General features: G+C 61.6%; 24 protein-coding genes. 3 read left to right on the top strand and 21 right to left on the bottom strand.

What is annotated here, in order from left to right; genetic code table 11:
* Positions 1 to 71 precede the first annotated feature (71 nt).
* From ASE80_RS05235 to flgG, 8 genes are all read right to left on the bottom strand, one after another.
* Positions 72 to 1,307: a TIGR02270 family protein gene (locus tag ASE80_RS05235; protein ID WP_056857961.1), complete on the bottom strand. Its 1,236-nt coding sequence runs from the start codon at positions 1,305 to 1,307 to the stop codon at positions 72 to 74.
* Positions 1,308 to 1,349: 42 nt separating this feature from the next.
* Positions 1,350 to 2,057 (bottom strand): hypothetical protein, encoded by a 708-nt coding sequence (locus ASE80_RS05230; protein WP_236708803.1) that lies wholly within the window; start codon positions 2,055 to 2,057, stop codon positions 1,350 to 1,352.
* Positions 2,058 to 2,299: 242 nt separating this feature from the next.
* Positions 2,300 to 3,490 (bottom strand): PAAR-like domain-containing protein, encoded by a 1,191-nt coding sequence (locus ASE80_RS05225; RefSeq protein WP_056857959.1) that lies wholly within the window; start codon positions 3,488 to 3,490, stop codon positions 2,300 to 2,302.
* The gene (locus ASE80_RS05220) at positions 3,490 to 4,527 is read right to left on the bottom strand and encodes a 3-oxoacyl-ACP synthase (protein WP_056857958.1); all 1,038 of its coding nucleotides are present in this window, start codon (positions 4,525 to 4,527) and stop codon (positions 3,490 to 3,492) included. The genes ASE80_RS05225 and ASE80_RS05220 overlap by 1 nt, the downstream gene beginning before the upstream one ends.
* Positions 4,524 to 5,639, bottom strand: coding sequence for a DUF2169 family type VI secretion system accessory protein (locus ASE80_RS05215; RefSeq protein ID WP_056857957.1), 1,116 nt, complete (start codon positions 5,637 to 5,639; stop codon positions 4,524 to 4,526). The genes ASE80_RS05220 and ASE80_RS05215 overlap by 4 nt, the downstream gene beginning before the upstream one ends.
* A gap of 16 nt (positions 5,640 to 5,655) precedes the next feature.
* The gene (locus tag ASE80_RS05210) at positions 5,656 to 6,102 is read right to left on the bottom strand and encodes a DUF6484 domain-containing protein (RefSeq protein WP_056857956.1); all 447 of its coding nucleotides are present in this window, start codon (positions 6,100 to 6,102) and stop codon (positions 5,656 to 5,658) included.
* A gap of 18 nt (positions 6,103 to 6,120) precedes the next feature.
* Positions 6,121 to 8,298, bottom strand: a complete 2,178-nt coding sequence (locus tag ASE80_RS05205; RefSeq protein ID WP_056857955.1) for a type VI secretion system Vgr family protein — start codon at positions 8,296 to 8,298, stop codon at positions 6,121 to 6,123.
* A 260-nt stretch (positions 8,299 to 8,558) separates the two neighbouring features.
* The gene (flgG, locus tag ASE80_RS05200) at positions 8,559 to 9,329 is read right to left on the bottom strand and encodes a flagellar basal-body rod protein FlgG (RefSeq protein ID WP_082463566.1); all 771 of its coding nucleotides are present in this window, start codon (positions 9,327 to 9,329) and stop codon (positions 8,559 to 8,561) included.
* Between the two features lie 309 nt (positions 9,330 to 9,638).
* On the opposite strand from flgG, the gene ASE80_RS05195 reads away from it, so the two are divergent.
* The gene (locus tag ASE80_RS05195) at positions 9,639 to 10,433 is read left to right on the top strand and encodes an ABC transporter substrate-binding protein (protein WP_056857954.1); all 795 of its coding nucleotides are present in this window, start codon (positions 9,639 to 9,641) and stop codon (positions 10,431 to 10,433) included.
* 170 nt (positions 10,434 to 10,603) lie between these two features.
* On the opposite strand, the gene ASE80_RS05190 is transcribed toward ASE80_RS05195, so the two are convergent.
* The 12 genes from ASE80_RS05190 to ASE80_RS05135 all read right to left on the bottom strand — a co-directional run bounded on the left by ASE80_RS05190 (position 10,604) and on the right by ASE80_RS05135 (position 21,829).
* Positions 10,604 to 11,230, bottom strand: a complete 627-nt coding sequence (locus ASE80_RS05190) for a helix-turn-helix transcriptional regulator (RefSeq protein WP_056857953.1) — start codon at positions 11,228 to 11,230, stop codon at positions 10,604 to 10,606.
* Positions 11,230 to 12,363 carry an NAD(P)/FAD-dependent oxidoreductase gene (locus ASE80_RS05185; protein ID WP_056857952.1) on the bottom strand — a complete coding sequence of 378 codons (1,134 nt, stop codon included), beginning with the start codon at positions 12,361 to 12,363 and terminating at the stop codon, positions 11,230 to 11,232. The genes ASE80_RS05190 and ASE80_RS05185 overlap by 1 nt, the downstream gene beginning before the upstream one ends.
* Positions 12,364 to 12,384: 21 nt before the next feature.
* Positions 12,385 to 13,332 carry an ornithine cyclodeaminase family protein gene (locus ASE80_RS05180; protein WP_056857951.1) on the bottom strand — a complete coding sequence of 316 codons (948 nt, stop codon included), beginning with the start codon at positions 13,330 to 13,332 and terminating at the stop codon, positions 12,385 to 12,387.
* A gap of 83 nt (positions 13,333 to 13,415) precedes the next feature.
* Positions 13,416 to 14,762 (bottom strand): ATP-binding protein, encoded by a 1,347-nt coding sequence (locus ASE80_RS05175; protein ID WP_056857950.1) that lies wholly within the window; start codon positions 14,760 to 14,762, stop codon positions 13,416 to 13,418.
* Complete coding sequence (locus ASE80_RS05170) at positions 14,738 to 15,403, bottom strand: response regulator transcription factor (protein WP_056857949.1); 666 nt, start codon at positions 15,401 to 15,403, stop codon at positions 14,738 to 14,740. The genes ASE80_RS05175 and ASE80_RS05170 overlap by 25 nt, the downstream gene beginning before the upstream one ends.
* 82 nt (positions 15,404 to 15,485) lie before the next feature.
* Positions 15,486 to 15,908 carry a hypothetical protein gene (locus ASE80_RS05165; protein WP_056857948.1) on the bottom strand — a complete coding sequence of 141 codons (423 nt, stop codon included), beginning with the start codon at positions 15,906 to 15,908 and terminating at the stop codon, positions 15,486 to 15,488.
* A 23-nt stretch (positions 15,909 to 15,931) separates the two neighbouring features.
* Positions 15,932 to 16,696 carry a COG4705 family protein gene (locus ASE80_RS05160; protein WP_056857947.1) on the bottom strand — a complete coding sequence of 255 codons (765 nt, stop codon included), beginning with the start codon at positions 16,694 to 16,696 and terminating at the stop codon, positions 15,932 to 15,934.
* A 61-nt stretch (positions 16,697 to 16,757) separates the two neighbouring features.
* Complete coding sequence (locus ASE80_RS05155; protein WP_056857946.1) at positions 16,758 to 17,825, bottom strand: ABC transporter ATP-binding protein; 1,068 nt, start codon at positions 17,823 to 17,825, stop codon at positions 16,758 to 16,760.
* Positions 17,822 to 19,387 (bottom strand): ABC transporter permease, encoded by a 1,566-nt coding sequence (locus ASE80_RS05150; protein ID WP_056858074.1) that lies wholly within the window; start codon positions 19,385 to 19,387, stop codon positions 17,822 to 17,824. Before ASE80_RS05150 ends, ASE80_RS05155 begins: the two co-directional genes overlap by 4 nt.
* A 27-nt stretch (positions 19,388 to 19,414) precedes the next feature.
* Positions 19,415 to 20,428 carry an iron ABC transporter substrate-binding protein gene (locus ASE80_RS05145; RefSeq protein ID WP_056857945.1) on the bottom strand — a complete coding sequence of 338 codons (1,014 nt, stop codon included), beginning with the start codon at positions 20,426 to 20,428 and terminating at the stop codon, positions 19,415 to 19,417.
* A gap of 296 nt (positions 20,429 to 20,724) precedes the next feature.
* Positions 20,725 to 21,027 carry a DUF6124 family protein gene (locus ASE80_RS05140; RefSeq protein WP_056857944.1) on the bottom strand — a complete coding sequence of 101 codons (303 nt, stop codon included), beginning with the start codon at positions 21,025 to 21,027 and terminating at the stop codon, positions 20,725 to 20,727.
* A gap of 487 nt (positions 21,028 to 21,514) precedes the next feature.
* The gene (locus tag ASE80_RS05135) at positions 21,515 to 21,829 is read right to left on the bottom strand and encodes a DUF6124 family protein (protein WP_056857943.1); all 315 of its coding nucleotides are present in this window, start codon (positions 21,827 to 21,829) and stop codon (positions 21,515 to 21,517) included.
* Between the two features lie 465 nt (positions 21,830 to 22,294).
* Between ASE80_RS05135 and ASE80_RS05130 the strand changes: the two genes are divergently transcribed.
* Together ASE80_RS05130 and ASE80_RS05125 are read left to right on the top strand one after the other, a co-directional pair.
* A complete protein-coding gene (locus ASE80_RS05130) occupies positions 22,295 to 23,284 on the top strand; it encodes a hypothetical protein (RefSeq protein ID WP_056857942.1) in 990 nt (329 codons plus the stop codon).
* A gap of 2 nt (positions 23,285 to 23,286) precedes the next feature.
* On the top strand, positions 23,287 to 23,649 hold the full coding sequence (locus ASE80_RS05125) for a hypothetical protein (protein ID WP_056857941.1): 363 nt from the start codon (positions 23,287 to 23,289) through the stop codon (positions 23,647 to 23,649).
* A 152-nt stretch (positions 23,650 to 23,801) separates the two neighbouring features.
* Here ASE80_RS05125 and ASE80_RS05120 read toward each other — a convergent pair whose 3' ends face one another.
* Positions 23,802 to 25,139 carry a c-type cytochrome gene (locus ASE80_RS05120; protein WP_056857940.1) on the bottom strand — a complete coding sequence of 446 codons (1,338 nt, stop codon included), beginning with the start codon at positions 25,137 to 25,139 and terminating at the stop codon, positions 23,802 to 23,804.
* Between the last annotated feature and the right edge of the window lie 9 nt (positions 25,140 to 25,148).

The raw sequence follows: 25,148 nt of genomic DNA, 5'->3' as shown, positions 1-25,148 counted from the left end.
GGAGGTTTTGTGGAGGGACGATGGAGACAGCCAATAATTGTTGCAATTAAGGTTTTATCGGCGGGTTAGCCTCACAACAGCCTCTTTTGCCGCCATGCCGGTGCGCTGGTGGGGAACAGCACGTCAGTCGGCCGAAAGCGGGCGAGGCCACAGGCGGCGGCAATACGCTGGCGTTGTTGGCCTCGGGCAAGTGCTTGGTGAAAGCTGATTTCGCTGTGCGCCAGCCCCAGTATATGGCCGACACCCGGCGCAAAATTACGGCCATGGGCCTGCCACCAGGCAGTGATTGCCTGCGGATCGGGCCAGGGCAGGTTCTCATCTGGGTCCATGCGCACATTGGCGTCCTCGGGGTCGTCGTTCGGGCCGGCATCGAAATCCGGCGGGTCTTGCAGTTCCAGGTCGAGCAGCGCCAAGTCAGCGCCGGTGATCAGGCTGAAGGCTTCACCGGCGACGCGGGCATACGGCAGCTCGCTCATCTGCTCGATCAGCCATGGCACGCTGACCGGATCGCCCAGCAGCCCCAAGGCCTGGATGCCGATGCGGCGCTGCTCGGGGGGCTGCACCCATTGGCGGACCCCTGCGAAGCTGAACTCGCGCTTTTGCCAGGCCAGCAGCACACACAGCGCACGGTACTGAAACTCACCCGGCTGCTCGGCGAACTGTCGCAGGGGCTCCAGGGCGTGCTCATCGCCCAGCTGTGCGCTGGCCCAATTGGCCCAGAAGCGCGTGGCTGGATCCTGATGCAGGCAGTGGGCACGAAGGCTCGGCAGCAGGTCGTGCCGGCGCAGTTCGCCGGCAGTCCGGGCAGCCCGTGCCAGCACGCCGGGGTCGGCATGCGCCAGCGCGTTCAGCAAGGCGGGGCCGGGGTCGTGGCGATGCATGCCGCAGGCGGCCAAGCCGAGGCGGCGGAACAGCGGCTCAGGGGTGGCGAGCATACGGTCGATCCAGGGCGCTATGTGCGCCCAGTCGAGCCACCCCAGGGCCATCAGAAAACCTCGCTGCGTTTCCACAGCGCTTCTGACGTGCGCGCCGAGCTGCGATAGCACGGTCGCATTGGCCGCTTCGAACGCCAGCACCGTACTGGCGAACAGCTCGCCAATCGCCTGTGGGTCGAGCTGGGCCACTAATGTGTCCAAGCCGGTGGGTCCGGCGATACGCAAGCCGTCCAGGTGTGCGTCGATGCGGTCGTCGAGTTTGCGCAGGTCGTCCAGGTCGTAATGCGGCGCGTGTAAAGCGTAGCCACGCAGGACCGCGAGAAAACTGGCCTCTTCGACGTGAAGGTCAAGCACCACGGGCAGTGTGTTCATCTGTCTCCGGTCCTTGTACAGGGGCAGGCCGCTGGCGTCGGGTTAGTCAATGCGCAGGCACCGCGTCCAGCTTGAACCGTCGAACTGCATCAGATCCTTGGGCCCGATGGACCACATGATCCCGTCGGCGGCGCTCAGGTGATAGCAGGTCTGTGGAATGTCATCGCCGAAATCCACCGGCGTGAGCTTGCTGTCCTCAAGCCGGTAGACGAAATGGGTGGAAGACACGTACACCTGCCCATCGAAAACTTCCATGCCCCAGAGGTCTTCGCGGGTGCTTTCATGTTCGATTATTTCCCACTGATCGTTGCGGCCCCGAAGCAAGGTGCCGAGCTGGCCGCAGGCGTAGACAAAACCGTCCGGCGCGCAGCGAACTTTGTAAAGTGCCAGGTTGGTCGGGCTGTTGCGCTGGGTGAAGAGGGCGCCGTCGTACTGCCAGATTTCGCCTTCCCAGCCGACGGTATAGATTTCCTGTTCGCTGAAGCCATCGATGGATTCAAAGCTGGTGTCGGTGATCGGCGTGTCACCGACCTGGGCGCTCTGGTCAATGCAACGCCACTGATCTTCGCCTTCGCGAAGGTAGGCTTGCCGGCAGGTGCCTACGGCGTAGGCTCGGCCTTTGGCGATGCCACGGATTTCGCGCAGAGGGCCGCGTTTTTTTGGGTCTACGCCGCAGGTGGCGATGGGGGCCTCTTCCTGTACGGTGCCGCCGCCACTGGATCGTACCGATCCACCAGTTCCCAGCAGCATGTAACGTTCGGCCGGTACATGACAGACCGTTCCCGAGCAAGCAAGCCATGGCACTGTGCTGGTATACCAACTTCCACGATCCAGGCTGAACAGTATCGAGCCCGTGTAACCTTCGCTGATAGAGAGATCATTTGTGGTAATCAAATAGCTGAGGTCTGAGTAGCGAACGACTCCAGTACCAATGCTGAGTCCGCTGAATATTGGGTCTCGAGGGTCCATGGTGGTTTCCTGATATGAGTAAATTAACGGTTAAGATCACCAGGGCGCATCTCATTCCAAGCCTTGTCGCGCTCATGCTGATCACTGGTCATCGACGCGCAGGCGTTGATCGGCCGCTCCTTGCCCGGGTCTTTCGCTTTGTCGTGATACGTGTTCAACTGAGCTTCCAAACACTCCTGTGAACAATCAGAGTCCGGAAAGGTTTTCTTGGCAGCCAGCGCCCCTGTCTCCGTTGCCTTGGCTCTTGGCCATTCACCGTTGGCATCCGCCTCCTGCAACGCCACCACGCCGCGCCGGGTATGCAACTGGCCATGGGTGGCCGTGGTTTGGTTAGGCCCCTCTGCACACATCACCGGGGCTTTGTCGGTCTTGTAATTGCTCCACCCGGCTTTTGTCGGGTGCTTGTTTCTGGATTGGCCCGCAGAGGCCGGCCCGTCTGTAAAGGACGCCGAGTCGATGAGGTGGTCACCGGTTTGTCCCGGGCAACATTTACGGGGCTTGTAGGGGGCGAGAAAACAGCGCATTGCCCGCTGGCAAGGGTCATCGTTGATGGCTTTTGCCAAGGACCCATACTCGCTTTGGACGGCGGCGTGTTTGCGTTGGTAGTCAGGGTCGCCTTTAAACCCGTCGCCTGCTGCACGCTTGGCGGCTTGCCTGGCTTTGCTCGCCGTGCGCAGCGCGCCGATATCCGGGCAGAACTTGTCCTGTGGGGTGTCCTTGCAAGCCGTTTGCGCCTGCTTTTTCTCGCTTTTGCACTGGGCTGTCTCGTTGGCGAGTGCCATCCGGTCCATATAGGGCCAGGGCACGGTATTACCTGGTTGGGAGGCATGGTTGTGGGTGGTCAGGTCCATGTGGCGCACCACGTTCTTGCCTTCGTACTTCACATCCATGGACCACGAGGTGAAATACACCTTGCCCTTGATCTTGCTGGTGACGATGCCTTTTTTGGGCGTATTGCCAGCCTCATCCCCATAGCTGGTCTTGAAGTAGCTCTGGTCCTTGAGCATCACTTCCTTACCACTGATCTTCACGGTTCGACTGCCCTTGGTCGTGTCCTTGGCCAGGCCGGTGTTGGGGTAGGGGATGGGCACGCCCAGCGGCGTGGGCGGGGCCAAGGGTGGGGTAAAGCACACATCCGGAAAGCACGCGATCGACTTGCCGTCGGCCGCCTTGCAGGACACTTCCATATTGTTGGCAAAGACTTGGTTAGCCATCAGGCAGCCCCCACGGTGCGGTAGCTGAGCAGCGCGGCGGCGCGTTGGCCGGCGTCGTTGCCCAGGTGGCAGAAGATGTTCGGCCCTTCGCCGTAGCCCTTGCGGCTGGCGGCCAGTGCCACAGCAAGCATCGCCGGGCCGATGGCGGCGCCGACTTCGCCGATGCAGTCGGCCGGGTGCCAGAGGTGGAAGAACTCCTTGCGTACCCGCAGGCTCCGGCTCAGGGCCAGGGAGGCTTCCTTGAAGTAATACTGTTCGCCGGAAATATCCGTCAGCCGATAATCCATCTGCTCCAACCCGCAGCCGGCTTCGCGCAGGGCGGCGCGGACCGCCTGGGTCAGGCCTTCGGCGCGTAGCGGAATGTCGTCGGCCTCAACTGTGGCGTGCTCCAGGCCGAAACCCAGGCCGATGCAGACCAATTGCGGTGTTTCGCTGGCAACGGGGGCGGCCAGCACCACGGCGGCGGCACCTTCGCCGGGGATAAAACCGTTGGAGTTTTTACCGGTGAGCAGGCGTTCGCGTGCTTCGAAGGCGGTCAGGGTGGCACCGTTCAGGAAAGAATCGACGCCGGCAATCAGTACATGGCGATGGCGGCCCTGGTAGATCAGCGCACGCGCGTTCAGCAGGGCCACGGCGGCGCTGACCCGACCCTGGGCGATGATCTCGGAGGCAGGATGAAAGCGCAGGCCCAGCTCGTCTTCGATGGCGTGCAGCAGCCCCTGGTCCAGCCCGGGCAGGCGACCGGGGCGCTCGGCCTCCGCTACCCCCAGCAGCAGCGGAGTTGCTTGCGGATCGACGTCGGGGCGGCTCTGCAGTGCTTCGGCGATGGCGCGGGCGGCCATCTTGATCAACTTGGTGCGGCCCCGCCAGGGTTGTTCCAACGGTACGCTGGCTGCAACCAGCCATTCGCCGCCACGGGCAATGAAGCGGGTTTCCTGAAAATTGTCGATGGCGCAGCGGATCGCCGCGCAGCTCGCCGGTGCACTGAGGCCAACTGCGCTGACCATGCCGGAGCCGATAATGCACAGCGCGCTCATCCGTGGGCCCCCTCGGGGGAACGTTTGGCTTTTACCAACGCGCCAAGCGAGGGGTAATAGTCCTTGCCCAGTGCTCGGGCGCGCCACCAACCGGTGGGCATGGTGCCGACCAGCACCTGGGCAATCTCGAACACGTTACGTCGTAGCACACGGGACACCCGCCAGGTCAATTGCACCTGGCCGGCGTCCGTGTCGATCAGCAACGTGTCGATCACCGCCGACACCGTCTGATGGCCGCCTTTTTTCAGGAAGAAGGTCACCGGCACCTCCATTTCAGGGATACGAAAGCCTGCGTGCTCTTGAGCAGTGAGGTTTAGCAGCAGCACATCTTCACCGCCGCGCAGGTGATCAATCTGCTGGTCCTCAGGGGCCGCCTGAAAGTAGCGCGGGTCGAAATCCCCGGGTAGAAACGGAAAGCAGTCGGCCAGCCAGGCATCGTCGTAAGTACCGGCGAAGCGGGCGCGTTGTGGCCAGCTACGGCCGATGGGGCCCAAGGCCATAGGGCGGAAGGTGCCGCTGTGACTGTCGATCGGCTTGCCCACTTCCTCGGTGTTGGGCATTGGCCTGCCGACGATATGCGCGCTGTCCATGCCACGCGGGTACCAGCCGCAACCGCTGGGGTTGTCCAGGTAGCAATCACGCAGGTGGGGGGCATTCACCGTTGGATGGGAACCACCGTAGGCCTGGTCGTAGGTGATGCGCTGTTCGGTAAAAGGCTGCGGTGAGCTTGGCGAAACACCCAATAACCCCGGTTGCCAGTGCCTCGGGCCCAGGACCGAAAAGGCCTTGCTCATTCGCCCCACCCGAATGCCCGCCGTCAACTGCGTCACTGGCCGCCCGCCGGGTGCATAGGCCTTGCCACACACCAGCACATCGCAGAATCGCTTGGTCGGGGCGAAGTCCATTTCCTGGCGCGGCGCGCTGAGCCCGGGTTCGCCGAGGAAGGTGTCGGCCATCAGTAGCGGTTGCTGGGTGTCCGCCAGGGTCGCGGCGCGGCCGTCCATCGGCAGGTTGAACGTGCCCTTGGCCACCACGACCAGGGATTCGCGGCCGTCGCGCTCCATCCCCAGGGTATAGGCCGCAATCAGTTGGCTGGCGTTGAGCAGTTCCATAGGGCCGAATACCTGTCTAGTTGATCTGCACCGAGCCGCCCTTGATGCGGTTGACCCCGCTGGAACGGCTGGAAAGGTAGGCGCCTTGGATAATCACTTTGCCCGCGCGGGTCAGGGTGATGCTGGCTTTGCCGCAACGCAGCACGATCTCGCGTTCGGCGCTTAATGCAAGGCACTGGTCATCCAACCGTACGCTGGCGACGGGCGCCGTTGAGGCCTGCGCGCTGAGCAGATGACCGATCACCAGCGGGTAAGCCGGGTCGCCGCCTTCGAACATCAGCGCCACTTGGCTGCCGATATCCGCCGGGCTCAGCCGTGCGGTGCAACGCGCGACGATGCCGCTGCGGCTCGGGCAACCCGGATAGGTGACCAAGGGCGCACCGGCGTGCGGAAGATCGAGCAGGGTGCCGATCACCACAGCGTCGATACGGGCCTGGGTGGGTAGCGGGTGCTGAACGGTCATATACATACCTCCACTGTCCTAGTTCTGCAGGATCTTCTGCCCTTTGATCACCACGTTCTTGATGGCCTTGAGGCTGATGGCACCGGAACCGTTAAGGGTGATGTTCTTGCCGCGAATCATGATGGTCCCGTCCTTCTTCAGGGTGATGCTGGCCGCGCCCGTGGTCAGGCTGATGGAATCGCCGGCGGTGAGTACGAAGTGCTTGCCAACGTTCAGGCTGTCGTTCTGCTTGATGCCAGTGGTGCGGTTCTGGGCGACGTCGCGGAATTCGTTCTGGCCGATCAGGGTGCCTTGGTTGCCGTTGATGCCGATACCCTCGTTGCCGATGACCGTTTCGCCACGGTTGCCCGTGACGTGCAGGATCTCGTTGCCGCCCACGTCTTCGGTGCGGTTGCCGACGATGGTGATTTTTTCGTTGGCGCCGACCGTTTCCGTGCGGTCCGCGCCTATGGTGATGGTCTCGTTGCTACCCACCTGCTCGGTGCGATTGACGCCAATGGTGATGGTCTCGTTGCTGCCCACTTCTTCGGTACGGTTCACCCCGATGGTAATGGTTTCGTTGTTGCCCACGGTTTCAGTACGGTCGTGTTTGACGTGCACGGTCTCGTCGTTGTCGACGGTCTTGCTGCGGTCATGGCCGACCCAGTGGGTTTCGTCGTTCTCGACCTCGATGTCCTGGTTCTTCTCGGCGTGAATGAACAGTTGCTCCGCGCCTTTCTTGTCTTCCATGCGGATTTCATTGAAGTTGGCCGGTGAGCCATCCTTGCTTGAACGGCTTTTCACCCCGCTTTGGGTGGCATTGGCCGGCAGCGCGTAGGGCACTGTCTGTTCGGCGTTGTAGACACGCCCGGTAATGATCGGGCGATCCGGATCACCTTCGAGAAAGCTGACGATCACTTCCTGTCCGATACGCGGGATGTGCATGGCCCCCCAGTTTTTGCCGGCCCACGCCTGGGACACGCGAATCCAGCAGGAGCTGTTTTCGTTGGAGTGGTCGTGGCGATCCCAGTGGAAATGCACTTTGACCCGGCCGTATTGGTCGGTCCAGATCTCCTCGCCACCGGGGCCGACCACCACGGCGGTCTGCGGCCCGCGCACGATGGGTTTGGGGGTGAGCGGGAGAGGGCGAAAGACTTGGCTGGCGTCCATGCAGTCCAGCTCACTGATGAACTGTTCGGCCAAGGTTGCCTGCCCGCTTTCATAGGGGTCCTGGCGGATTTGATAACGTGCGAGCACCGCCAGGTATTCGCGGTTCTGGTCTGTACGGTCGTAGCCGGTCAGGTTGAACAGATGGCCGCAGCCCAGGCCGCGGGCACAGCCGCGTAACTGCACACGCTCGAACTGGCTGTGTATGGCTTCAATACGCGTTCGTGCATATTGCTCACCGTCGTTGCACTGGACGTATTCGCCCGGGTAGTCGTAGAGCGCATGATCGGCGTTGCTGTGGCTGCGCGGCACAATGGAGCGCACTTCCAGGCTGGCGCGCGGGCGTTGAAAGTCATAGTCGTTCAGCGCCAGCGAACCGGGTTGTACTTCTTGCGCCATTTGCCAATCGTAGAAGTGATCGCGCTCGCGCATTTGCTGGTCGGCAGGGTAGAAGGGCACCGAGGCGTAGTCCGGCGCCGTGGAGTGGGCACCATAAGCGTCGGCTAACACCAGTACATGGCGGGTCTTTTCATGGCGAAAGTAATAATAGATGCCTTCCTGCTCCATCAGCCGGCTGACGAAGTCGAAGCTGGTTTCGCGGTACTGCACGCAATACTCCCACTCGCGGTAGGTGCCGCTCAGGCCGTCTTCAAAATCGGAGAACCCGAGGTCGCGAAAGACCTCCTTGATGATGTCCGGCACCGTTTTGTTCTGGAAAATCCGGCAGTCCGAGGTGCGCGTGAGTAGCCAGAACCAAGGCCGCAGGCTGACGCGGTAACCCGCAAACTGGCCGTGACCGGTTTTTTGCCGGCAACTGCTGGCAATGCCGTGGAAGTAGCGTTGGGCGCCGCCGTACAGTTCCAGGGTCAGGCCGATGGGCTTGCCCAGTATCTGATCGAACTGGATAGCTCGGTCTTCGCAGGTCAGTTCCAACTCATAGTGGAATAGGCGCCCCAGCTCTTCGCTGCCTGTCATGCTCTGCAGCAGCAGGACATCGTTGCCCAGAGGGCTGTCGACCTGTGCCAGCCGGGTGTTTTGCGTGATTGCCATGAACGCCTTCCTTTGGCTCGTGTTCGGGCTTTAAAAATTGCAGCGCCTTGTCCCGCTGGCGGGAATGCATGCCGGGCAGCGACTCACCTTGGGCATGCAGAAGATCCTGTTCATCCAGTAAAGGTGGAGTATTAGAAACAGCCGATTCATGTTTGTCATGTCGGACGCTGCCGACGCGTTGCGTAGGACTTTAGCTGAAAAAAACGGTGTTGCTGGGGGTTCTTTCTCTGTGCCGTCCATGGCCACATTTCAAGGGGTGATCAAAGCTTCTGCGTGAGGGCGCCCAGCATCTGGTTGGCCGTGGAAATCACTTTTGAGTTCATTTCATAGGCGCGTTGTGTGGTGATCATATTCACCATCTCTTCGACGGTGCTCACGTTCGACGTTTCCAGCGTGCATTGCAGGGCGGTGCCGAAGCCGTTGAGCCCCGGCGTACCGACCTGGGGCGCGCCGCTGGCAGCGGTTTCCAGGAACAGGTTATTGCCGATCGCTTGCAGGCCGGCCGGGTTGATGAAATCGGCGGTTTGCAGGTTGCCGATCACTTGCGCAGCAGGGTTGCCCGCCACGGTAATGGAGACTGTGCCATCCTGGCCCACGGTAAAGGTCTTGGCGTTGTCCGGCACCACGATGGCCGGCTCCAGCGTGAACCCGCTGGCCGTCACGACCTGGCCGATGGCGTTCAAGTGAAAGGTGCCGTCGCGGGTATAGCCGGTGGTGCCATCCGCTTGCAATATCTGGAAAAAGCCCCGGCCGTTGACCGCCAGGTCCAGGGGGTGCCCGGTGGTCTGCAAGCTGCCGGCACTGAAGTTTTTCTGGGTGCCGACGATGTGCATCACCGCCGTTGCGGTGAAGGACTTACCCACCGAGCCGGACTGCAGCACGCTGTCTGCGCTCATCGGCACATTGAGCTCGACGTTCGCCAGGCCATAGCCCTTGGCGAGCACGACGCGGCCGTTTCGATAAATCCCCAAGGCCAGCCCCGGCAAGCCCTGCCGGGTCATTTCGGCGGCGACATAGCGGTCAACGGCCATGCTTTGTTCGCGGCTGAGGGCTGCTGCATCCACCGCCGCAGCCAATGAAGAGGACATCATCAGGATGCTCGCCGTTAGGGTTCGAAACATACAAACCTCAAGCCTTTATCGCCGTCTCTGGACGCTCAGTGTACCCAATGGGTATGGAGCTTCATGGGAGATTTCATGGAGCCGGCGTGGATGAAACAGGCGGATTGACGATCAATACACAAAAGTCCAATATGGAATTATAAGTACAGAATATGTTCTTCCGGCCACCTTCGTTCTTCACTTCTTGCCAAACCAACAACAACTTGCGAGACAACGATCATGAAGAAACGCACGCTTATCACCGCATTGCCCCTGACACTGGCCCTGAGCCTGAGCCTGATTGCGTCCAGCCACGTGCTGGCGGCCGACAAACCCCTGCGCATCGGCATCGAGGCGGCGTACCCGCCGTTCGCGTCCAAGACGCAAGAGGGTAAGATCACGGGCTTCGACTACGATATCGGTAACGCCCTGTGCGCGCAGATGAAGGTCAAGTGCGTGTGGGTAGAAGGTGAGTTCGACGGCCTGATTCCTTCGCTTAAAGTGAAGAAAATCGACATGGCCCTGTCGTCCATGACCATCAACGAAGATCGCAAGAAGTCGGTGGATTTCACCCACAAGTATTACTTCACCTCTTCGCGCCTGGTGATGAAGGACGGCGCGGTGGTGGATGACCAGTACGCCAGCCTCAAGGGCAAGACCATTGGCGTGCAGCGCGCCACCACCACCGACCGCTATGCCACCGAGGTGTTCGAGCCCAAGGGCATCAACGTCAAGCGTTACAGCAATAACGAAGAGATCTACATGGATTTGGCCTCGGGGCGCCTGGATGCGATCTTTGCCGACACCATCCCGTTGAGTGACTTCCTGTCGATGCCGCGTGGCAAGGGCTACGCCTTCGTCGGCCCGGAACTCAAAGACCCTAAATACGTGGGCGAGGGCGCCGGAATCGCGGTGCGCAAGGGCAACACCGAACTGGTTAGCGCGTTGAATACGGCAATCGACGGCATCCGCGCAAATGGCGAATATCAGAAGATTTCACAGCAGTATTTCAAGTCCGATATCTACGGCGACTGAGCGTGAAACAGCAACAGTAGAGCCATACTCGGTCAACTGTGGGAGCTGGCTTGCCTGCGATAGCATCACCTCGGTGCAATGGATGGACCGAGTTGTCTGCATCGCAGGCAAGCCAGCTCCCACACAAGCCAGCTCCCACATTTGATCAGCAGTGCGCCAAGACGGCTTGCTCAGCCCTTCAATTCCTTAAGGTGCTTGTACACCGTCGCCCGCCCCATCCCCAGCACATTCGCCACATAGTTCGACGCGCTCTTGCCCTTGAACGCGCCCTCGGCATGCAACGCCAGCACCAGTTCACGCTTATGGTCGCGGGTCAGCAGGTTCAGGCTCAGCTGACGCTCACGCATCCAGGCATGCAAAAAGGTATTAATGCGCTCCTGCCAGTCATCACGAAACAGTGAATCCGGCTGCGGGATCAGCTTGCTCGGCGACAGGAACAGGTCCAGCGCCGCCTTGGCGTTTTCGAACAACGAGATATTCAGGTTGATGCACAGCACCGCCAGCCGACGACCTTTGTGATCATGCAGCACCGTGCTCAGGCTGCGGATTTTCTGACCGTCCCAGTTGAGCTTTTCGTACGGGCCGATATTCACTTCGCTGATGTCATCGCTGAGCATGTCCTCCAGCGACGAGTCGTCACCAATGGCCCGTTTCGACAGGTTGTTGGCGATGTAATCGACCTTTTGCGTGCGCAAGTCATGCAGCACCACTTCGGCGTGGGGAAAGAACAGTGTGGCGATCGCATCGGCGATCGCCCGGAAGTTCTGCACAACGTTTTCTTGTTCGGCAATGCTCATCAATGCGGCTCCAGGCGGACGGGCGAGAGCATACCAGCGTCCAGGCCAAACCGTGTCAGTGGCTCCGGCAAAGGCGCGCCACGCACCAGCGCCGCGCTGGCCTGGCCCATGGCCGGTGAGGTCTGGATGCCATAACCGCCTTGCGCCGCCACCCAGAACAGCCCCGGCACCTGCGGATCGAAGCCCGCGAGCAAATCACCATCAGGCACAAAACTGCGCAGCCCGGCCCAGGTGCGGGTCGGGCGGCGGATGGTCAACGTGGTGGCTTCTTCGATCTGGTAGATGCCCATGGCAATGTCCAGCTCTTCGGGCTGTACATCCTGGGGTTCGACCGGGTCAGCGTTGGCCGGCGAGCCGAGGAACATGCCTGCATCGGGCTTCATGTAGAAGGCTTCGTCCAGCGCCACCAGCATCGGCCACGCATGCGTGTCGAGGCCCTCTGGCCCGGCGAAGATAAACGCCGAGCGCCGCTTGGGCTGCAGGCCGATGGACGCCGCGCCGGCGAGCCCGCCGATATGATCGGCCCAGGCGCCGGCGGCGTTGATGATGATCGGCGCGGTGTAGGTCGCATCCTGGGTGCGCACCTGCCACAGGCCGTCGGCGTCACGGCTCAGGGCCAGCACATGGCTGTCGGTACGCACTTCACCGTGGTGGCGGCGGATACCGCGCAAATAGCCCTGGTGCAACGCATCGGTGTCGATGTCGCTGGCGGTCGGGTCGAAGATGGCCCCGTGGACTTTTTCGCGACGCAAAATCGGCAGCCGTGCACAGGCCTCATCGACACTCAGCCGTTCCACCTGCGCCACTGTGGCCTTGGCGCTCTGGTATTGGCGTTCCAGTTCTGCCGGGTCGCCGCTGAAGTCCACGGTGATCTCCCCGCGTGGCGTCAGCAACGGGTGCTCACAGAAGCCTGCCGGCGGGTTATCAAAAAATGCACGGCTGGCCAGGGTCAACGCACGCACCTGCGGCGTGCCATAGGCCGCGGTGTAGAGCGCCGCCGAGCGCCCGGTGGAGTGATAGGCCGGGTGGTTTTCGCGCTCCAGCACCAACACTTTGCCATGCTGCGACAACCAGAACCCCGTGGATGCACCGGCAATGCCGCCGCCGATGATGATGAAGTCTGCATGGCTCATAAACATCTCCTTAAACAATGATTAGCGCTGGGTTAGGTACAGGGCATTGGCCAGTGCGACATCTTCCAGGCCGAGGCCGATCGAGCGGAAAAACACGTGGCGGTCATACTCCGGGCGCTGCGCCATGTCACAGAGCAACTCCGGCAGGTCGCCGACCATGGCGCGCTTGTCCCAACCGTGTTGCTCGGCGGCGATCAGCATTTCCCCGGCCGCGCCCGGCGTGGTCTGGCGATAGTCGCAGAACACGTGCATACCGTGCAGGCTGGCGGGTGGCACTTCATGGGCGCGTGGCGCATTGGTGCTGAGGGAGGTAATCAGCGCGGGCTTGCGCAAACGCGCCGGGTCGAGCACCGGGCCGGCCGAAGAGGTACACAGCAGGATCACATCGGCGTCTTCTACGGCGCTGTCACAGCTGTCGGCCAGGGTCAGGCGCGGGTCCAGGCCTTTGAGGTGGGCGAGGGTGTCGACGCTGGCGTGGCCCAGGCTCGGTGAATACAGGCGAATCTGCTGCCAGTCGCGCAGGTTGCGCACGTAGTGCAGGTGCGCCTGGGCCACCTTGCCACTGCCGATTATCGCCAGGCGCCGCGCGGCAGCAGGCGCCAGCACGTCCACCGCCAATGCGGTGGTGGCAGCGGTGCGTGCGGTGGTCAGCTCGGCCGCATCGCACAACAACAGCGGCTGGCCGGTGTGCATCGACATCAACAACGTCCAGGCCGTCACCAGCGGGCCTTGCTCGCGCACGATGTAGGGCGACGTCTTGACCCCATACACGCCCTCGTCGGCCAGCACGCCCAGGTAGTTGATAAAGTCGCCGGCCCCGTGCGGGAACTCCACCAGCTGCTGCGCCGGCTGCACCGCCAGCCCGGCCGCCAGGTCGCGGAACAGCTTGTGCAGGATGTGGGGCACATCGACCTGGGCAAGCCATTCACGGGCCTGGGCCTGATTCATGACAAGGGGCGTGCTGGACATGGCAATCTCCGCAGATAAACTAATTTGTCCATTATGGACTTTTAGTTCTGTTGGGCAATATCTACGTCAGAAAAAACTGCGCGTTACTTCGCCAGCCACACCGTGACACACAAGCCCTGTTGCGCAAGGGCGTCAGTAAACGCGAGTTGCACCCGTGCGCCTGTGCGATCGGCAATCGCCTTGACGATCGAGAGTCCAAGCCCGGAGCCGGCCTCGTCGGTGCCCAGGCTGCGATAGAACGGATCGAACACGCGCGCCTGTTCCTCCAGCGTAATGCCGGGGCCGGAGTCCTTGATTTGCAGTTGAGCGCCGTCGGCGGTCAGCGCCACCGACAGGTCGATTCGCCCCCCCGGCGGGGTATAGCGAATGGCGTTATCCACCAGGTTTTTCACCAGCGTAAACAGGTCCAATTCGTTGAACGTCACCTGCACATCCTGGGTGCTTTCAACGCCGATATCGATCTGTTTGCTCTCGGCCAACGGCAGCAAATCTTCCAGTATCTGGCGGTACACGGTATGCACCGACAGTGTGGTTTGCGCCCGCTCAGACGCCGACTGCGCCGCCGCCAGGCTCAGCAATTGATCAATCAATGTGCGCCCGCGTTGAATGCCGCGTGACAGCGGCTCAAACCGCTCGCGGCTGACGGGCGACAGCTCGGTGGCGGCCAGCCGGTCGGCTTGCAGCGCCAGGGCGGTCATCGGTGAACGCAGTTCATGGGCGGCATCGGCGACAAAGCGCCGCTGGCTGTCCATCGACTGCCCGACGCGCGCCAGCAGGCGATTGATCGCGACCACAAACGGGCGCACTTCGCTGGGCAGGTGCTGCTCTTCAATCGGGTGCAATTCCTGCTCGGCCCGTTGGTCGATCTCTGCGGCAAGCACGCCAATGGGGCGAAACAACTTGCGCACCAGATCGCCAACCACCAGTAACAACACCGGAAACAGAATCAGGAATGGCAACAAACTGCGCCATGCGCTTTCGCGGGCGTCCTTGTCGCGGGCATCGGATTCCTGGGCCACGGCGATGCGTTCACCACGGGCGGTGGTGTGCACCAGCACACGAAAATTTTCGCCGGCCACCGCAACGGTAGACAGGCCATCGGCGATGCTGGCCGGAAACGGCAAAGGCAGGGCTTCATCCGTGGTGCCCGTGGCCGGTGGGCTGTCACTCAGGTGCTGGATGATCACCCGGGTTTCTTCGTCATCGCCTTTTAGCGCCGGGCCTTGTGGGTATTGCAGGGTCATGTGCTGGCGGTCATACAGCATCGCCACCTGGCGCAAGGTGGCGTCCTGCTGTTCGTGGGTTTCTTCAAACGCCGAGACAAAAGCGAACACGCTGGCCACCAAGGCCACCAGCAAAATAGCGAGGGACAGCGCCACCGACAGGCGCAGTTGCACCGATTCACTCAGACGCTTTTTGAAACCATCCATCCCATGCCCCTGACGTTCTTGATCACGTGAGTGCCCAATTTGCGCCGCAGGGCGTGAATCAGGAATTCAATGGCGTTGCTTTCCACCTCATTGCCCCAGCCATACAAGCGGTCTTCCAGCTCGCTGCGCGAAAGGATGGCGCCGGGGCGAATCAGCAGCGCCTGCAGCAGCGCAAATTCGCGACTGGAAAGGGCGATTTCACTCTGGTCTTGCACACTCGCCTGCTTGGTCAGCAGGTTCAGCGTCACCACGCCATTGCCCAGCAACGACTGGGCGCTGCCGCCTTTACGCCGCAGTACGGCGCGGATGCGTGCGAGCAGTTCCGGTATATCGAAGGGCTTGAGCAAGTAATCATCGGCGCCGCCGTCAAGGCCCCGCAGGCGGTCGTCGAGGCTGTCGCGGGCGGTGATAATCAGCAAGGGCACGGGGTTGTTGCGTGCGCGAATCGTGTCCAGCACGTCGAGGCCATCCTTGCCGGGCAGGCCAAGGTCGAGCAGCACCAGGTCGTAGGGATGGGTGTCGACTGCGGCGAGGGCGGTGAGGCCATTCTTGACCCAGTCGGCGGCATAGCTCGCGTCGCTGAGCGCACGCTGGATCGCATCGCCAATCATCGGGTCGTCCTCGACTAGCAGTATTCGCATAAGTCTCTCCGCACAAAAAGCACACGCGGCGAGATGATCGCCGCGTGTGTATTGAAGCACCTGGGCAGGTATTTGTCCGATATCAGCCTTTCATCAGGTCGAAGGTCTTGAGCAGGTCGTCCATCGAGGCTTTGCACTCTGCCTGGTTCGGGTTGCCGTCACGCAGGGCCGAGAGGGCGCGGTCGATGGCTTTGTCGAGCACGTGCCAGTCGTTGGCGGCACGTGGCTTGATCCCGGCCTCAGCGCTGTCCCAGCTGCTTTCCAGGTCTTTGATGCGAGCTTTGGCGCCTGCCAGGTCGTTCTTGGCGACAAGACCGGAAACGTCTACCGCGATGTTACGAAACGCCGACAGATCACCCAGTTGCGACGCATGGCGCTGGCTGCTGGTGGGGTTGGCCGCGCTGGCAGGTTTGTCAGCCGGCTTGGAACAACCGGTGGCGATGCCCAGCATGAAAATCGCTGAAACAATGGCGGCGTGGCGGATCACATTGCGAACTTTGCTCATGGCAGTTTCCTTGGAGTGAGAATTTATTGAGTCAGGGTTTTACGGTTGCCGACGCTGATTTGCGCCACGGCCACCAGCAACACGATCACGCACAAGAACAACGCGCTGGTCCAACTGGCGCCCATGCCCAGGCCGCCGTACGTCTTGGCTTGGGTGAGCAGGTCGCCGAGGGAGGCGCCGAACGGGCGAGTGAGGATGTAAGCGATCCAGAAGGTCAGCACGCTGTTGACGCCCAGGCGCCAGGCCAGCAGTGTCACGCCGATTAAACCGGCGAAAATCACCGCGCCCAGGGTAAAGCCCAGGCCCAGGGCTTCGGTGGCCAGGTCACCGGCGGCGGTGCCTAAAGCGAAGGTGCACAGCACGGTGGTCCAGTAGAACCACTCGCGCCGTGGGGTCACGATGTCGCGGATCGACAGGCTGCGCTCGGTGCGATACCAGGCCATGAAGTTAAGTGCGAGCAACACCGAAAAAATCGCCGTGCTGGTGTACAGGCTGACGTCGAGCTTATCGGTGAGGATATCGGTGATCTGTGTGCCGACAATGCTCACCAGCACCACCGTCAGCCAGTAGATCCACGGCGTGTAGGCCTTGGTGCGCAGTTGGCAGAACAACGCGAGCCCCAGCAAAGCGGCCATGCCGAAGCTGGTCCAGCCGGCGCCGAAGCCTGCATCCACGGCGAGGTAATCCGCGCCGGTTTCGCCCACGGTGGTGGACAGTATCTTGATCACCCAGAATGACAGCGTCACCTCGGGTACTTTGTTCAGCCAACGGGCTGCTGTGGCATTCATCGGGGTTACCTCTCCTTGACTGCGCAGTGGTTGGCGCAGGGGAGAAGGTAAGCCCCGACACTTAGCTGAGACTGAGGGCCTGGGGTTTTTTCAATACATGCGCCGTGCCGAGTGTCGTGAGGTGCACCACACTGCCGGTGGGCGGGGCTTGCAGGCCGGAACTGCGCACCAGAATCGCCTGGCCCGGTTCATCCTCGGCAGGCTGCAACACCACGGTCAACGTGCAGGTATTGCCGCCAAATTCGCGCTCGGTCACGACACCACGGCAGCCCGACAGGTCGGTGGTACTCAGCTGCAATTGCTCCGGGCGCAGCATGATCCGTGTTGCTGCGTGGTCGGCCTTGCTGTCCACCGGCACCCGGCCGAGCCCGCAATGCGCCCAGCCGGCTTCGATGCGGGCGGGCATCACCACGGCTTCGCCGAGGAACAACGCGGTCTGCTCATCGACCGGGTATTGATACAGGTCCATCGGGTGGCCCGACTGCACCAGGAGCCCCTGGCGCATCACCGCCAACTGATCGGCAAACGACAGCGCTTCACTTTGATCATGGGTGACCAGGATCGTGGTGATGCCCGCGTCGCTCAGCAGCCGCGCGACCATTTTGCGCATGGCCGAGCGCAGGCCGGTGTCCAGCGCGGAAAACGGCTCATCCAGCAACATCAGCCTTGGCTGCTGGGCCAAAGCCCGGGCCAGTGCCACACGTTGCTGCTGGCCGCCAGACAGTTCATGGGGCCAGCGCCGGGCCATGTTGGCGTCGAGGGCCACGCTGTCCATCAGTTCGGCGATGCGCGTGTGCCGGGCTTCACCTTGGGTGGCGAGGCCAAAGCCGATATTGTCGGCCACCGTCATGTGCGGGAACAGCGCGCCATCCTGCGGCACATAGCCGATCTGGCGCTGGTGGGCCGGCACCGCGTGGGTGGCGTCGACCAATACCTGACCGTTGAGCGTGAGGCTGCCGGTGTCGGGGAATTCAAAGCCGGCGATCATGCGCAGCAAGGTGGTCTTGCCCGAGCCCGAAGGGCCGACGATCACCGTGCGGCTGCCCGTGGGCACTGCCAGGGAGACGTCTGCCAGGGCGCGCTGGTTGCCGAAGGTCTTGCAGAGGGCGTGGAGTTCGAGGGCGTTCATCGGCCTGCCGTGCGTTTGGATTGATGGTAGAGAAGGCCGGTTAACGGCAGTGACAGCAGAATCATGATCAGCGCGTAAGGTGCGGCAGCGGCGTAGTCGATTTCGCTGGTCAGTGCCCAGAAACCGGTGGCCAGGGTGCGCGTGCCGTTAGGCGCCAGCAACAAGGTGGCGGTCAGCTCGTTGGTGATCGCCAGGAACACCAGCGCCGCCCCCGCAGCTGCAGCGGGCGCGGCCAGCCGCAACGTGATCAGCCACAGGGCGCGGCCCGGCGAACGGCCGAGGCTGCGCGCCATGTTTTCCAGTTCTACCGGCGCCTGGGCGATACCCGCGCGCAGGCTCACCAGCGCCCGTGGCAGGAACATCAGCAAATAGGCGAGCAGCACGGTGATGGTGGTCTGGTAGATCGGCCGGGCGAAATGAATGGTCACTGTGACCAAGGCCAGCGCCACCACAATGCCGGGCAACGAGCTGGTGATGTAGTTGCAGCTTTCCAGGATGCGCTGCAAACGCCCTGGCGCCCGAATCGACAGCCAGGCGATTGGCACCGCCGCGCAGGTGGTGAGCACGGCGCCGGCCACCCCGAGCAGCACGGTCTGCTCCAGCGCGGGCAGCAGTTCGTTGAACTGCCAGACCTCGCGGCCCCCGGCGATCAGCCACTTGCCCAGGGTGATCAGCGGCACACCCAGGGCCAGCGCGCAGGTCAGCCCTTGCAGGCCAAGGGCGAGCAGCGTGGTGCGCGTGCGCAGGCTGACAATACGTTGCTCGCGGGCGCTGCCGGAGCCGACCCGCGCATAACGCGCATGCCCGCGAGCGGCGGATTCCGCCGTGAGCATCGCCAAACAACACAACGCCAGCACCGCCGCGAGCATGTTGGCGGCGGGGCCGTTAAAGGTGGATTTGAACTGATCGAAAATCGCGGTGGTGAACGTATCGAAACGAATCATCGCGTACAAGCCGTATTCGGCGAGTAAATGCAGGCCCACCAGCAGTGCGCCGCCGCAGATCGCCAGGCGCAACTGCGGCAGCACCACGCGAAAAAAAACCGCCCAGGGCTTGAGGCCCAGGGACTCGGCCACGTCTTCAATGGCAGGGTCGAGCCGGCGCAAGGTCGCCGCTACCGGCAAGTACAAAAACGGGAAATAGGCAATCACCGAGACCAGCACGCCGGCGGGCAAACCATGCATCGACGGCACCAGGCTGACCCAGGCGTAACTGTGCACAAACGCCGGCACCGCCAGCGGCGCAACCGCCAGCAGCGACCACACACGGCGCCCTGGCAGGTTGGTGCGCTCGGTCAGCCACGCCAGCGCAATGCCCAGCACCACGCATAAGGGCAGGGTGAACACCACCAGCAACACGGTGTTGACCAGCAGTTCACCCACACGCGGACGCCACACCAGCGCTTCAATCTGCGCCCAGCCGATTTGCCAGGACACGCCGATCACAAACGCAATGGGCAGCAGCGCCAGCAGCGACACCACTACTGACAAACTGGTGACCCAGGTGCCCCCACGGCTTTTAAACAAACCGTGGGCGCGTTTACGCGGTTGCGCCTGCGTCAAGGCGGGAGCTAAAGGTTCAGGCAGCAATCAGAGCAGTCCGGCTTGGGTCATCAGCTCGACCGCTTTTTTGCTGTTGAGCTTGGAGGCGTCCACTTTCGGCGCGTCCAGCTGGGCCAGCGGTGTCAGCTTGGGGTTGGACTGTGCGCCCTGGCCCACGGCATATTCGAACGAGTTGCCGTCCTTGAGGATCGCCTGACCATCTTTGCCGGTGATCCACTTCAAGAACGCCTGGGCTTCTTCTTTATGCTTGCTGGAGGCCAATACACCGGCGCCGGAGATGCTCACAAAGGCGCCTGGATCCTGGTGTTTGAAGTAGTGCAACTGGGTGTTCTTGCTGTTTTCGCCGGTCTTGGATTGGTCGACAAAGCTGTAGTAGTGGTAGATCACGCCGCTGTCGACCTGGCCGGCGTTGACGGCTTTAAGCACCGCGCTGTTGCCCCGGTAGATGCTCGCGTTGGCTTTCATCGCCTTGAGCCAGTCGAGGGTGGCGGCTTCGCCTTTGAGTTCCAACACGGCGGCGACGATGGCCTGGAAGTCGGCACCGGCCGGTGAGGCAGCCCAGCGGCCTTTCCAGCTTGGCGAGGCCAGGTCCAGCAGGGACTTTGGCAGCTCGGCTTCTTTGAGTTTGCTCGGGTTGTATACGAACACCGTCGAACGTGCGGCGATGCCCAGCCACTTGCCGTGGGCGGGGCGGTAGGCGGCGTCCACTTGTTCCAACGTGCTCGGCGCTACTGGTGCGAACAGCCCGGCATTGTCCACCAGCACCATGGCCGGGGAGTTTTCGGTGAGGAACACGTCGGCCGGCGAGGCTGCACCTTCCTGCACGAGCTGGTTGCCCATCTCGGTGTCGTCGCCATTACGGATCGTCACCGGAATCCCGGTTTCCTGGGTGAAGCCTTCAACCCAGGCCTTGGTCAGGCTTTCGTGCTGGGCGTTGTACACCACGATGCCCGCCGTGTCGGCGGCATACACCTGCCCGGCGCCAACCAATGCAGTGGCGAGCAGGGCTTTAGTGAGGAACGAGGGTAGACGGGAAGCCATACGTTGAATGCTCCGGTTTTTATGTAGGCACGGGAAGCCCGTGAGGGGTCGATTGAGACTAGACCAATAGGAATCATTTGCATGTTGGGGCGCGGCGAATGTAGAGGCGCAGATGAGAAAAAAACGTCAAATAAACGGTTAACAAATGTGATGAGGCCTATTAAATGACGCAGGTCAAATGTGGGAGCGGGCTTGCTCGCGAATGTAGTGGTTCAGTCAGCATCTCGGGGGCTGACCCACCGCATTCGCGAGCAAGTCGAATCGTCGCACCGCCGCTCCCACCGTTTTTATTGCGTTCAGGCAGGCGGGGCTGTGGGTTTAAGGCACTCGATGGAGCGATCCACGGTGGTCTTGGCCATCTCCAGCAAATGCCACACCGCCAGAATCTTCGCTCGCTGGGGACTGGCCAGCAAATCACCGCAGTTGAGTGCAGTAGCTGAAGCACTGTCGAGCAAGCTGGCGGTGTGGAGCAGGGCGTCTTCGAAGCTCAGGTCTTCGATTTGAACACCGTTGGAGGGCAGGTAATGGTCGATGGCGCGGTTGAAGGCGGCGCGATCTTTGGTGGTGTTGCGGGGTGGGTCGGGGACGACTTTTTTCATTGTTTAGCTACCTTTTGGATTCAAGGAGCCGAACCGTTCGCGACTAAACGTAGGGTGGCGGCTGTACGCAGGTTAGTCGACCGGACCAAAAGGTAAAAACCGGCGCACCCGAGGGCGCCCTGCGCACAGCCACCATAAAACCTCATGGAGGGCCATGCACCTTTTGGAATACCGAGCGACTAAACCCGATCACTGATAAGCAGTGACGGATCGCAGACTAGCCATCGATTCCAACAGGCACAAGGCGGCAAGGATTGTCTAGGAAACGTCCTGCAATTTAAAGAGACGCGCCCTGCTGGCCCTTTAAAAACCATGACCAAATGCCACTAACCCCACCACAGGTCGTTCCCACGCTCTGCGTGGGAATGCATCCTGGGACGCTCCGCGTCCCGCCCCCAGTATTCAAGTTCTGCGCAGGTGTGACGCGGAGCGTCACGGGCTGCATTCCCACGCGGGAGCGTGGGAACGATCTAACTGACAGAGCCGATCAACTGTGGGAGCGGGCAGGCGGGGCTGTGGGTTTAAGGCACTCGATGGAGCGGTCCACCGTGGTCTTTGCCACCTCCAGCAAATGCCACACCGCCAGAATCTTCGCGCGCTGCGGGCTGGCCAGCAAATCACCGCAATTGAGTGCGGTAGCGGAAGCACTGTCGAGCAAGCTGGCGGTGTAGAGCAGGGCGTCTTCGAAGCTTAAATCTTCGATTTGAACCCCGTTGGAGGGTAGGTAATGGTCGATGGCGCGGTTGAAGGCGGCGCGGTCTTTGGCGGTGTTGCGGGGTGGGTCGGGGACGACTTTTTTCATGGTGTTGCTCCTGGATGATCAAGGAGCCGACACACTTCGCGACTAAACGTAGGGTGGCAGCTGTACGCAGGTTAGTCGACCGGTCAGGAGCATCCGGCGCGCCCAAAGGCGCCCTGCGCACAGCCACCATAAAACGTTGATGGGACGATGCGCCTACTCCTAAATCCGGGCGACTAAACCCGATCACTGATAAGCAGTGACGGGCCGCAGACTAGCCATCGATTCGAGCAGGCACAAGGCGGCAAGGATTGTCTAGGAAACGTCCTGCAATTTAAAGAGACGTGCCCTGCTGGCCCTTTAAAAACCGTGACCAAATGCCACTAGCCTCGCCATTTTTGTAGGTGTCTATTCCTGGCGATGTAGGCAACTTCCCAAATATCACTCAGCCATCCCGACCTTGTGTCTGAGGCCTGTTCGCTTGCTTATATTCCGATGCCATCTTCATTGCATTCAGGGATACGAAGCATGGCGCAGGGCTATATCAACGACCGCCTCACGGACTACCTCAGCTTGAAAACCCAGTTGATGGGCCATTCCCCGGGCCGGCAGCGTGCTGATCATTTCGATGTGCTGAACCGGCACCTGCGTCATGGGCTGGTGAGGCCGGGGCAGTTGGTGATTATTCCCGATCCGTACAGCGTGACCTGCTCGCTGGAAGAAGCCTGGCTTGTGCGCCATGCCGAGGCAATCAGTCGGGAGCTGGACACGCGCGTTGCAACCCAGATGGTCAACAACTATGACTTGCTGCAAAGCCTTCTGGGGTACGGCTCGTTGGGAGTGGGCAGCGCAACCTCGGCGTGGGCGCGGCATCTGGACGAAGTGGCGCAGACGCTGGAAGAGATTGAGCGGCTGCACCAGCGCCTGAAAACCGCAGGCTTGGAGCGTGAGGCTTTTTTGCGCCAGCGCCAGGCGTTGTTTGGGCTGCTGGACACCCAGTTGCAAGGCGCGGCGCGATTTGGCACGGGGTTGCGAGGTAATCAGGCGCTGAAAAAGATATTGGGGGTTTCAACCAAAAGCTATCTGCACAAGGGTGAGATTGCCGGGTATGCGCAGCGGATGCGGAGCATTGCGCAGACCTCGAAGTGGTTGGGGAAGGGCACCTATGTGGGCTTGGCACTGGACGTGGGCGTGGCAGGGTTGGAGATTAAGGAGGCGTGTGTGGAGGGGCGCGAGGCGCAGTGTCGGCGGGCGAAGTATGTGGAGACGGGGAAGTTGGGGGGCGGCGTGGTGGGGGCTTATGTGGGAGGGACGGTAGGCGCGAAAATAGCCCGACTCGGCTGTAAGGTGTTTTTGGGGGTAGTGGTTAAAGGAAACGGGGACCTGGCCTGCGCAGTGATTGGCGGCGCTGCGGTAGGGTATACAGGAGGCACCTTATTCGGCGCTGGCGGCGCCTTTCTAGGCGGGCAAATCGAAGAGATCGATGGTGATTTGATCTTCCAACCAGAAGGTACTTAAGCATGGATTTTCAACTCACCCTGGCAATTTCTTTATGCGTAGGGGGGCTAATTTTCGCAGGGCTGACTTTATACGCTGAGTACACAAAGCTCGAAGCGCTGGAAAGCTACTTCAGTGAAAACAAGGTGGTCTGCGACAACAAACGTTTTTGGGGTAGAAACAAGCATATCGACAGGTTTCATCGCATGCTCCTGATCACAGAGCTGTTGGGAATGCCTAAATTTCACATCAAAAGAGGCGAGGTGACTGAGGCTGAACTGGCTTCCGTTCCCGTTTCCCTCAAGCGTTGGGCGTTATGGCCGTATCATTTTGGGATGGTATTGGTCGCTGGCGCTGTTCTCTGGGCCTACTTGTATGGCTGGTAGCCTGCGGCCATCAGATCGTTCCCACGCGCAACAAAGGAATGACGCCTGTGACGCTCCGCGTCCCGCCCCCCAGCACAACATTCAAGTTCTGCGCAGGTGCGACGCGCAGCGTCACGGGCTGCATTCCCACGCGGGAGCGTGGGAACGATCTGTTAGCGCATGTGCAGGATAATCGGGCTACTACTGGCCGGGTCCGTATGCCCCCGCAGCTTGTTCACCGCCGCAGCGTCCACCGCGCCGCCGTTGTTGCCCCATGTGCCGCGCACGTAGCTCAACACCTGGGCGATTTCCTGGTCGGATAATTGCTCGCGGAACGCCGGCATGCGGTACGCGTCCGGCATACCGGCGGTCACGATGCGTTGCGAGCCGTTGAGGGTGATGTTGATCGCCGAGGCGCTTTCCTTGGCCAGGGCTGAGGTGGCACCGGCCAAAGGCGGCATCCACTCCGGCTGGCCTTTGCCGTCCAGGCCATGGCAGGAGGCGCAGCGGGTCGCGTAGGTGTGGGCACCCGGTGCGCTCGTATCGACCGCTGCCGTCTGGTATTGCCACGGCGAACCGTCACGCTGCGGGTCGCCCGGCAGTGATTTGAGGTAACGCGCAATGGCCGCCAGGTCGTCGTCCTGCATGAACTGCGTGGAGTTGTTAAACGCCTCGGTCATCGAGCCATACACCACTGCGTGTTTATTACGCCCGGTCTTGAGGAACTGCACAATCTCCGGCTCGCTCCAACGGCCCAGGCCGGTGTTGTGGTCCTGGCGCAGGCTCGGTGCGTACCAGCCGTCGAGCAAGGCACCGGCGAGGAACGGTGCGCCGGACTCGTCCAATGCCTTCTCGTTAAAGGCCAGCCCACGCGGCGTGTGGCAACTGCCGCAATGGCCGGGGCCTTGGACGATATAGGCGCCACGGTTCCACAACGCGTCCTGCTCGGGTTTGGCGGCATAGGTGTTAGTCGGCGCGAACACGCCGTTCCACAGTGCGATGGGCCAGCGCATGTTCAGTGGCCACGGGATGCTGCTGGGGATGTTCGGCTCGCTGGCCGGTTGCACGCCTTGCATAAAAAACGCATACAGCGCACGTATGTCATCGTCGCTGAGTTTTACGTAGGACGGGTAGGGCATGGCCGGGTAGAGCCGTCGCCCGCCCGGTGCCACACCGTGGCGCACGGCGCGGTCGAAGTCCGCCAGGCTGTAGGTGCCGATGCCGACGTTCTTGTCCGGCGTGATGTTGGTGGCATGAATGGCGCCCAGCGGCGTGGCCATTTCCAGGCCGCCGGCAAAGGGAGCCTTGCCCGGCAGGCTGTGGCAGGCCACGCAGTCACTGACGCGGGCGACGTATTCGCCACGGCTGACCAGTGTCGGGTCGGCGGTGGCATTGGCCTGTTCAAACGGCGAAGCCGGTTGACGGGTGACGTACCAGGCCAGCAGGCCGGCGGCGACTGCGCCGGCCAGTACCAGCCAGCCAGCGGTTCTAGCCAATCGTTGGTTGTTCATAGGCGTTCC

The sequence above is a fragment of the Pseudomonas sp. Leaf15 genome, assembly GCF_001421425.1.
In the GTDB taxonomy this organism is placed as follows: Bacteria; Pseudomonadota; Gammaproteobacteria; order Pseudomonadales; family Pseudomonadaceae; genus Aquipseudomonas; species Aquipseudomonas salomonii.
The sequence above is the reverse complement of the archived record's forward strand: the minus strand, read 5'-3'. Positions and strand labels throughout refer to the sequence as shown.

Coding starts and splice junctions, on each gene's coding strand:
- ASE80_RS05235 (WP_056857961.1), bottom strand. CDS start 1,307: ATGAACACACTGCCCGTGGTGCTTGACCTTCACGTCGAAGAGGCCAGT.
- ASE80_RS05230 (WP_236708803.1), bottom strand. CDS start 2,057: ATGCTGCTGGGAACTGGTGGATCGGTACGATCCAGTGGCGGCGGCACC.
- ASE80_RS05225 (WP_056857959.1), bottom strand. CDS start 3,490: ATGGCTAACCAAGTCTTTGCCAACAATATGGAAGTGTCCTGCAAGGCG.
- ASE80_RS05220 (WP_056857958.1), bottom strand. CDS start 4,527: ATGAGCGCGCTGTGCATTATCGGCTCCGGCATGGTCAGCGCAGTTGGC.
- ASE80_RS05215 (WP_056857957.1), bottom strand. CDS start 5,639: ATGGAACTGCTCAACGCCAGCCAACTGATTGCGGCCTATACCCTGGGG.
- ASE80_RS05210 (WP_056857956.1), bottom strand. CDS start 6,102: ATGACCGTTCAGCACCCGCTACCCACCCAGGCCCGTATCGACGCTGTG.
- ASE80_RS05205 (WP_056857955.1), bottom strand. CDS start 8,298: ATGGCAATCACGCAAAACACCCGGCTGGCACAGGTCGACAGCCCTCTG.
- flgG (WP_082463566.1), bottom strand. CDS start 9,329: ATGGCCGTTGACCGCTATGTCGCCGCCGAAATGACCCGGCAGGGCTTG.
- ASE80_RS05195 (WP_056857954.1), top strand. CDS start 9,639: ATGAAGAAACGCACGCTTATCACCGCATTGCCCCTGACACTGGCCCTG.
- ASE80_RS05190 (WP_056857953.1), bottom strand. CDS start 11,230: ATGAGCATTGCCGAACAAGAAAACGTTGTGCAGAACTTCCGGGCGATC.
- ASE80_RS05185 (WP_056857952.1), bottom strand. CDS start 12,363: ATGAGCCATGCAGACTTCATCATCATCGGCGGCGGCATTGCCGGTGCA.
- ASE80_RS05180 (WP_056857951.1), bottom strand. CDS start 13,332: ATGTCCAGCACGCCCCTTGTCATGAATCAGGCCCAGGCCCGTGAATGG.
- ASE80_RS05175 (WP_056857950.1), bottom strand. CDS start 14,762: ATGGATGGTTTCAAAAAGCGTCTGAGTGAATCGGTGCAACTGCGCCTG.
- ASE80_RS05170 (WP_056857949.1), bottom strand. CDS start 15,403: ATGCGAATACTGCTAGTCGAGGACGACCCGATGATTGGCGATGCGATC.
- ASE80_RS05165 (WP_056857948.1), bottom strand. CDS start 15,908: ATGAGCAAAGTTCGCAATGTGATCCGCCACGCCGCCATTGTTTCAGCG.
- ASE80_RS05160 (WP_056857947.1), bottom strand. CDS start 16,696: ATGAATGCCACAGCAGCCCGTTGGCTGAACAAAGTACCCGAGGTGACG.
- ASE80_RS05155 (WP_056857946.1), bottom strand. CDS start 17,825: ATGAACGCCCTCGAACTCCACGCCCTCTGCAAGACCTTCGGCAACCAG.
- ASE80_RS05145 (WP_056857945.1), bottom strand. CDS start 20,428: ATGGCTTCCCGTCTACCCTCGTTCCTCACTAAAGCCCTGCTCGCCACT.
- ASE80_RS05140 (WP_056857944.1), bottom strand. CDS start 21,027: ATGAAAAAAGTCGTCCCCGACCCACCCCGCAACACCACCAAAGATCGC.
- ASE80_RS05135 (WP_056857943.1), bottom strand. CDS start 21,829: ATGAAAAAAGTCGTCCCCGACCCACCCCGCAACACCGCCAAAGACCGC.
- ASE80_RS05130 (WP_056857942.1), top strand. CDS start 22,295: ATGGCGCAGGGCTATATCAACGACCGCCTCACGGACTACCTCAGCTTG.
- ASE80_RS05125 (WP_056857941.1), top strand. CDS start 23,287: ATGGATTTTCAACTCACCCTGGCAATTTCTTTATGCGTAGGGGGGCTA.
- ASE80_RS05120 (WP_056857940.1), bottom strand. CDS start 25,139: ATGAACAACCAACGATTGGCTAGAACCGCTGGCTGGCTGGTACTGGCC.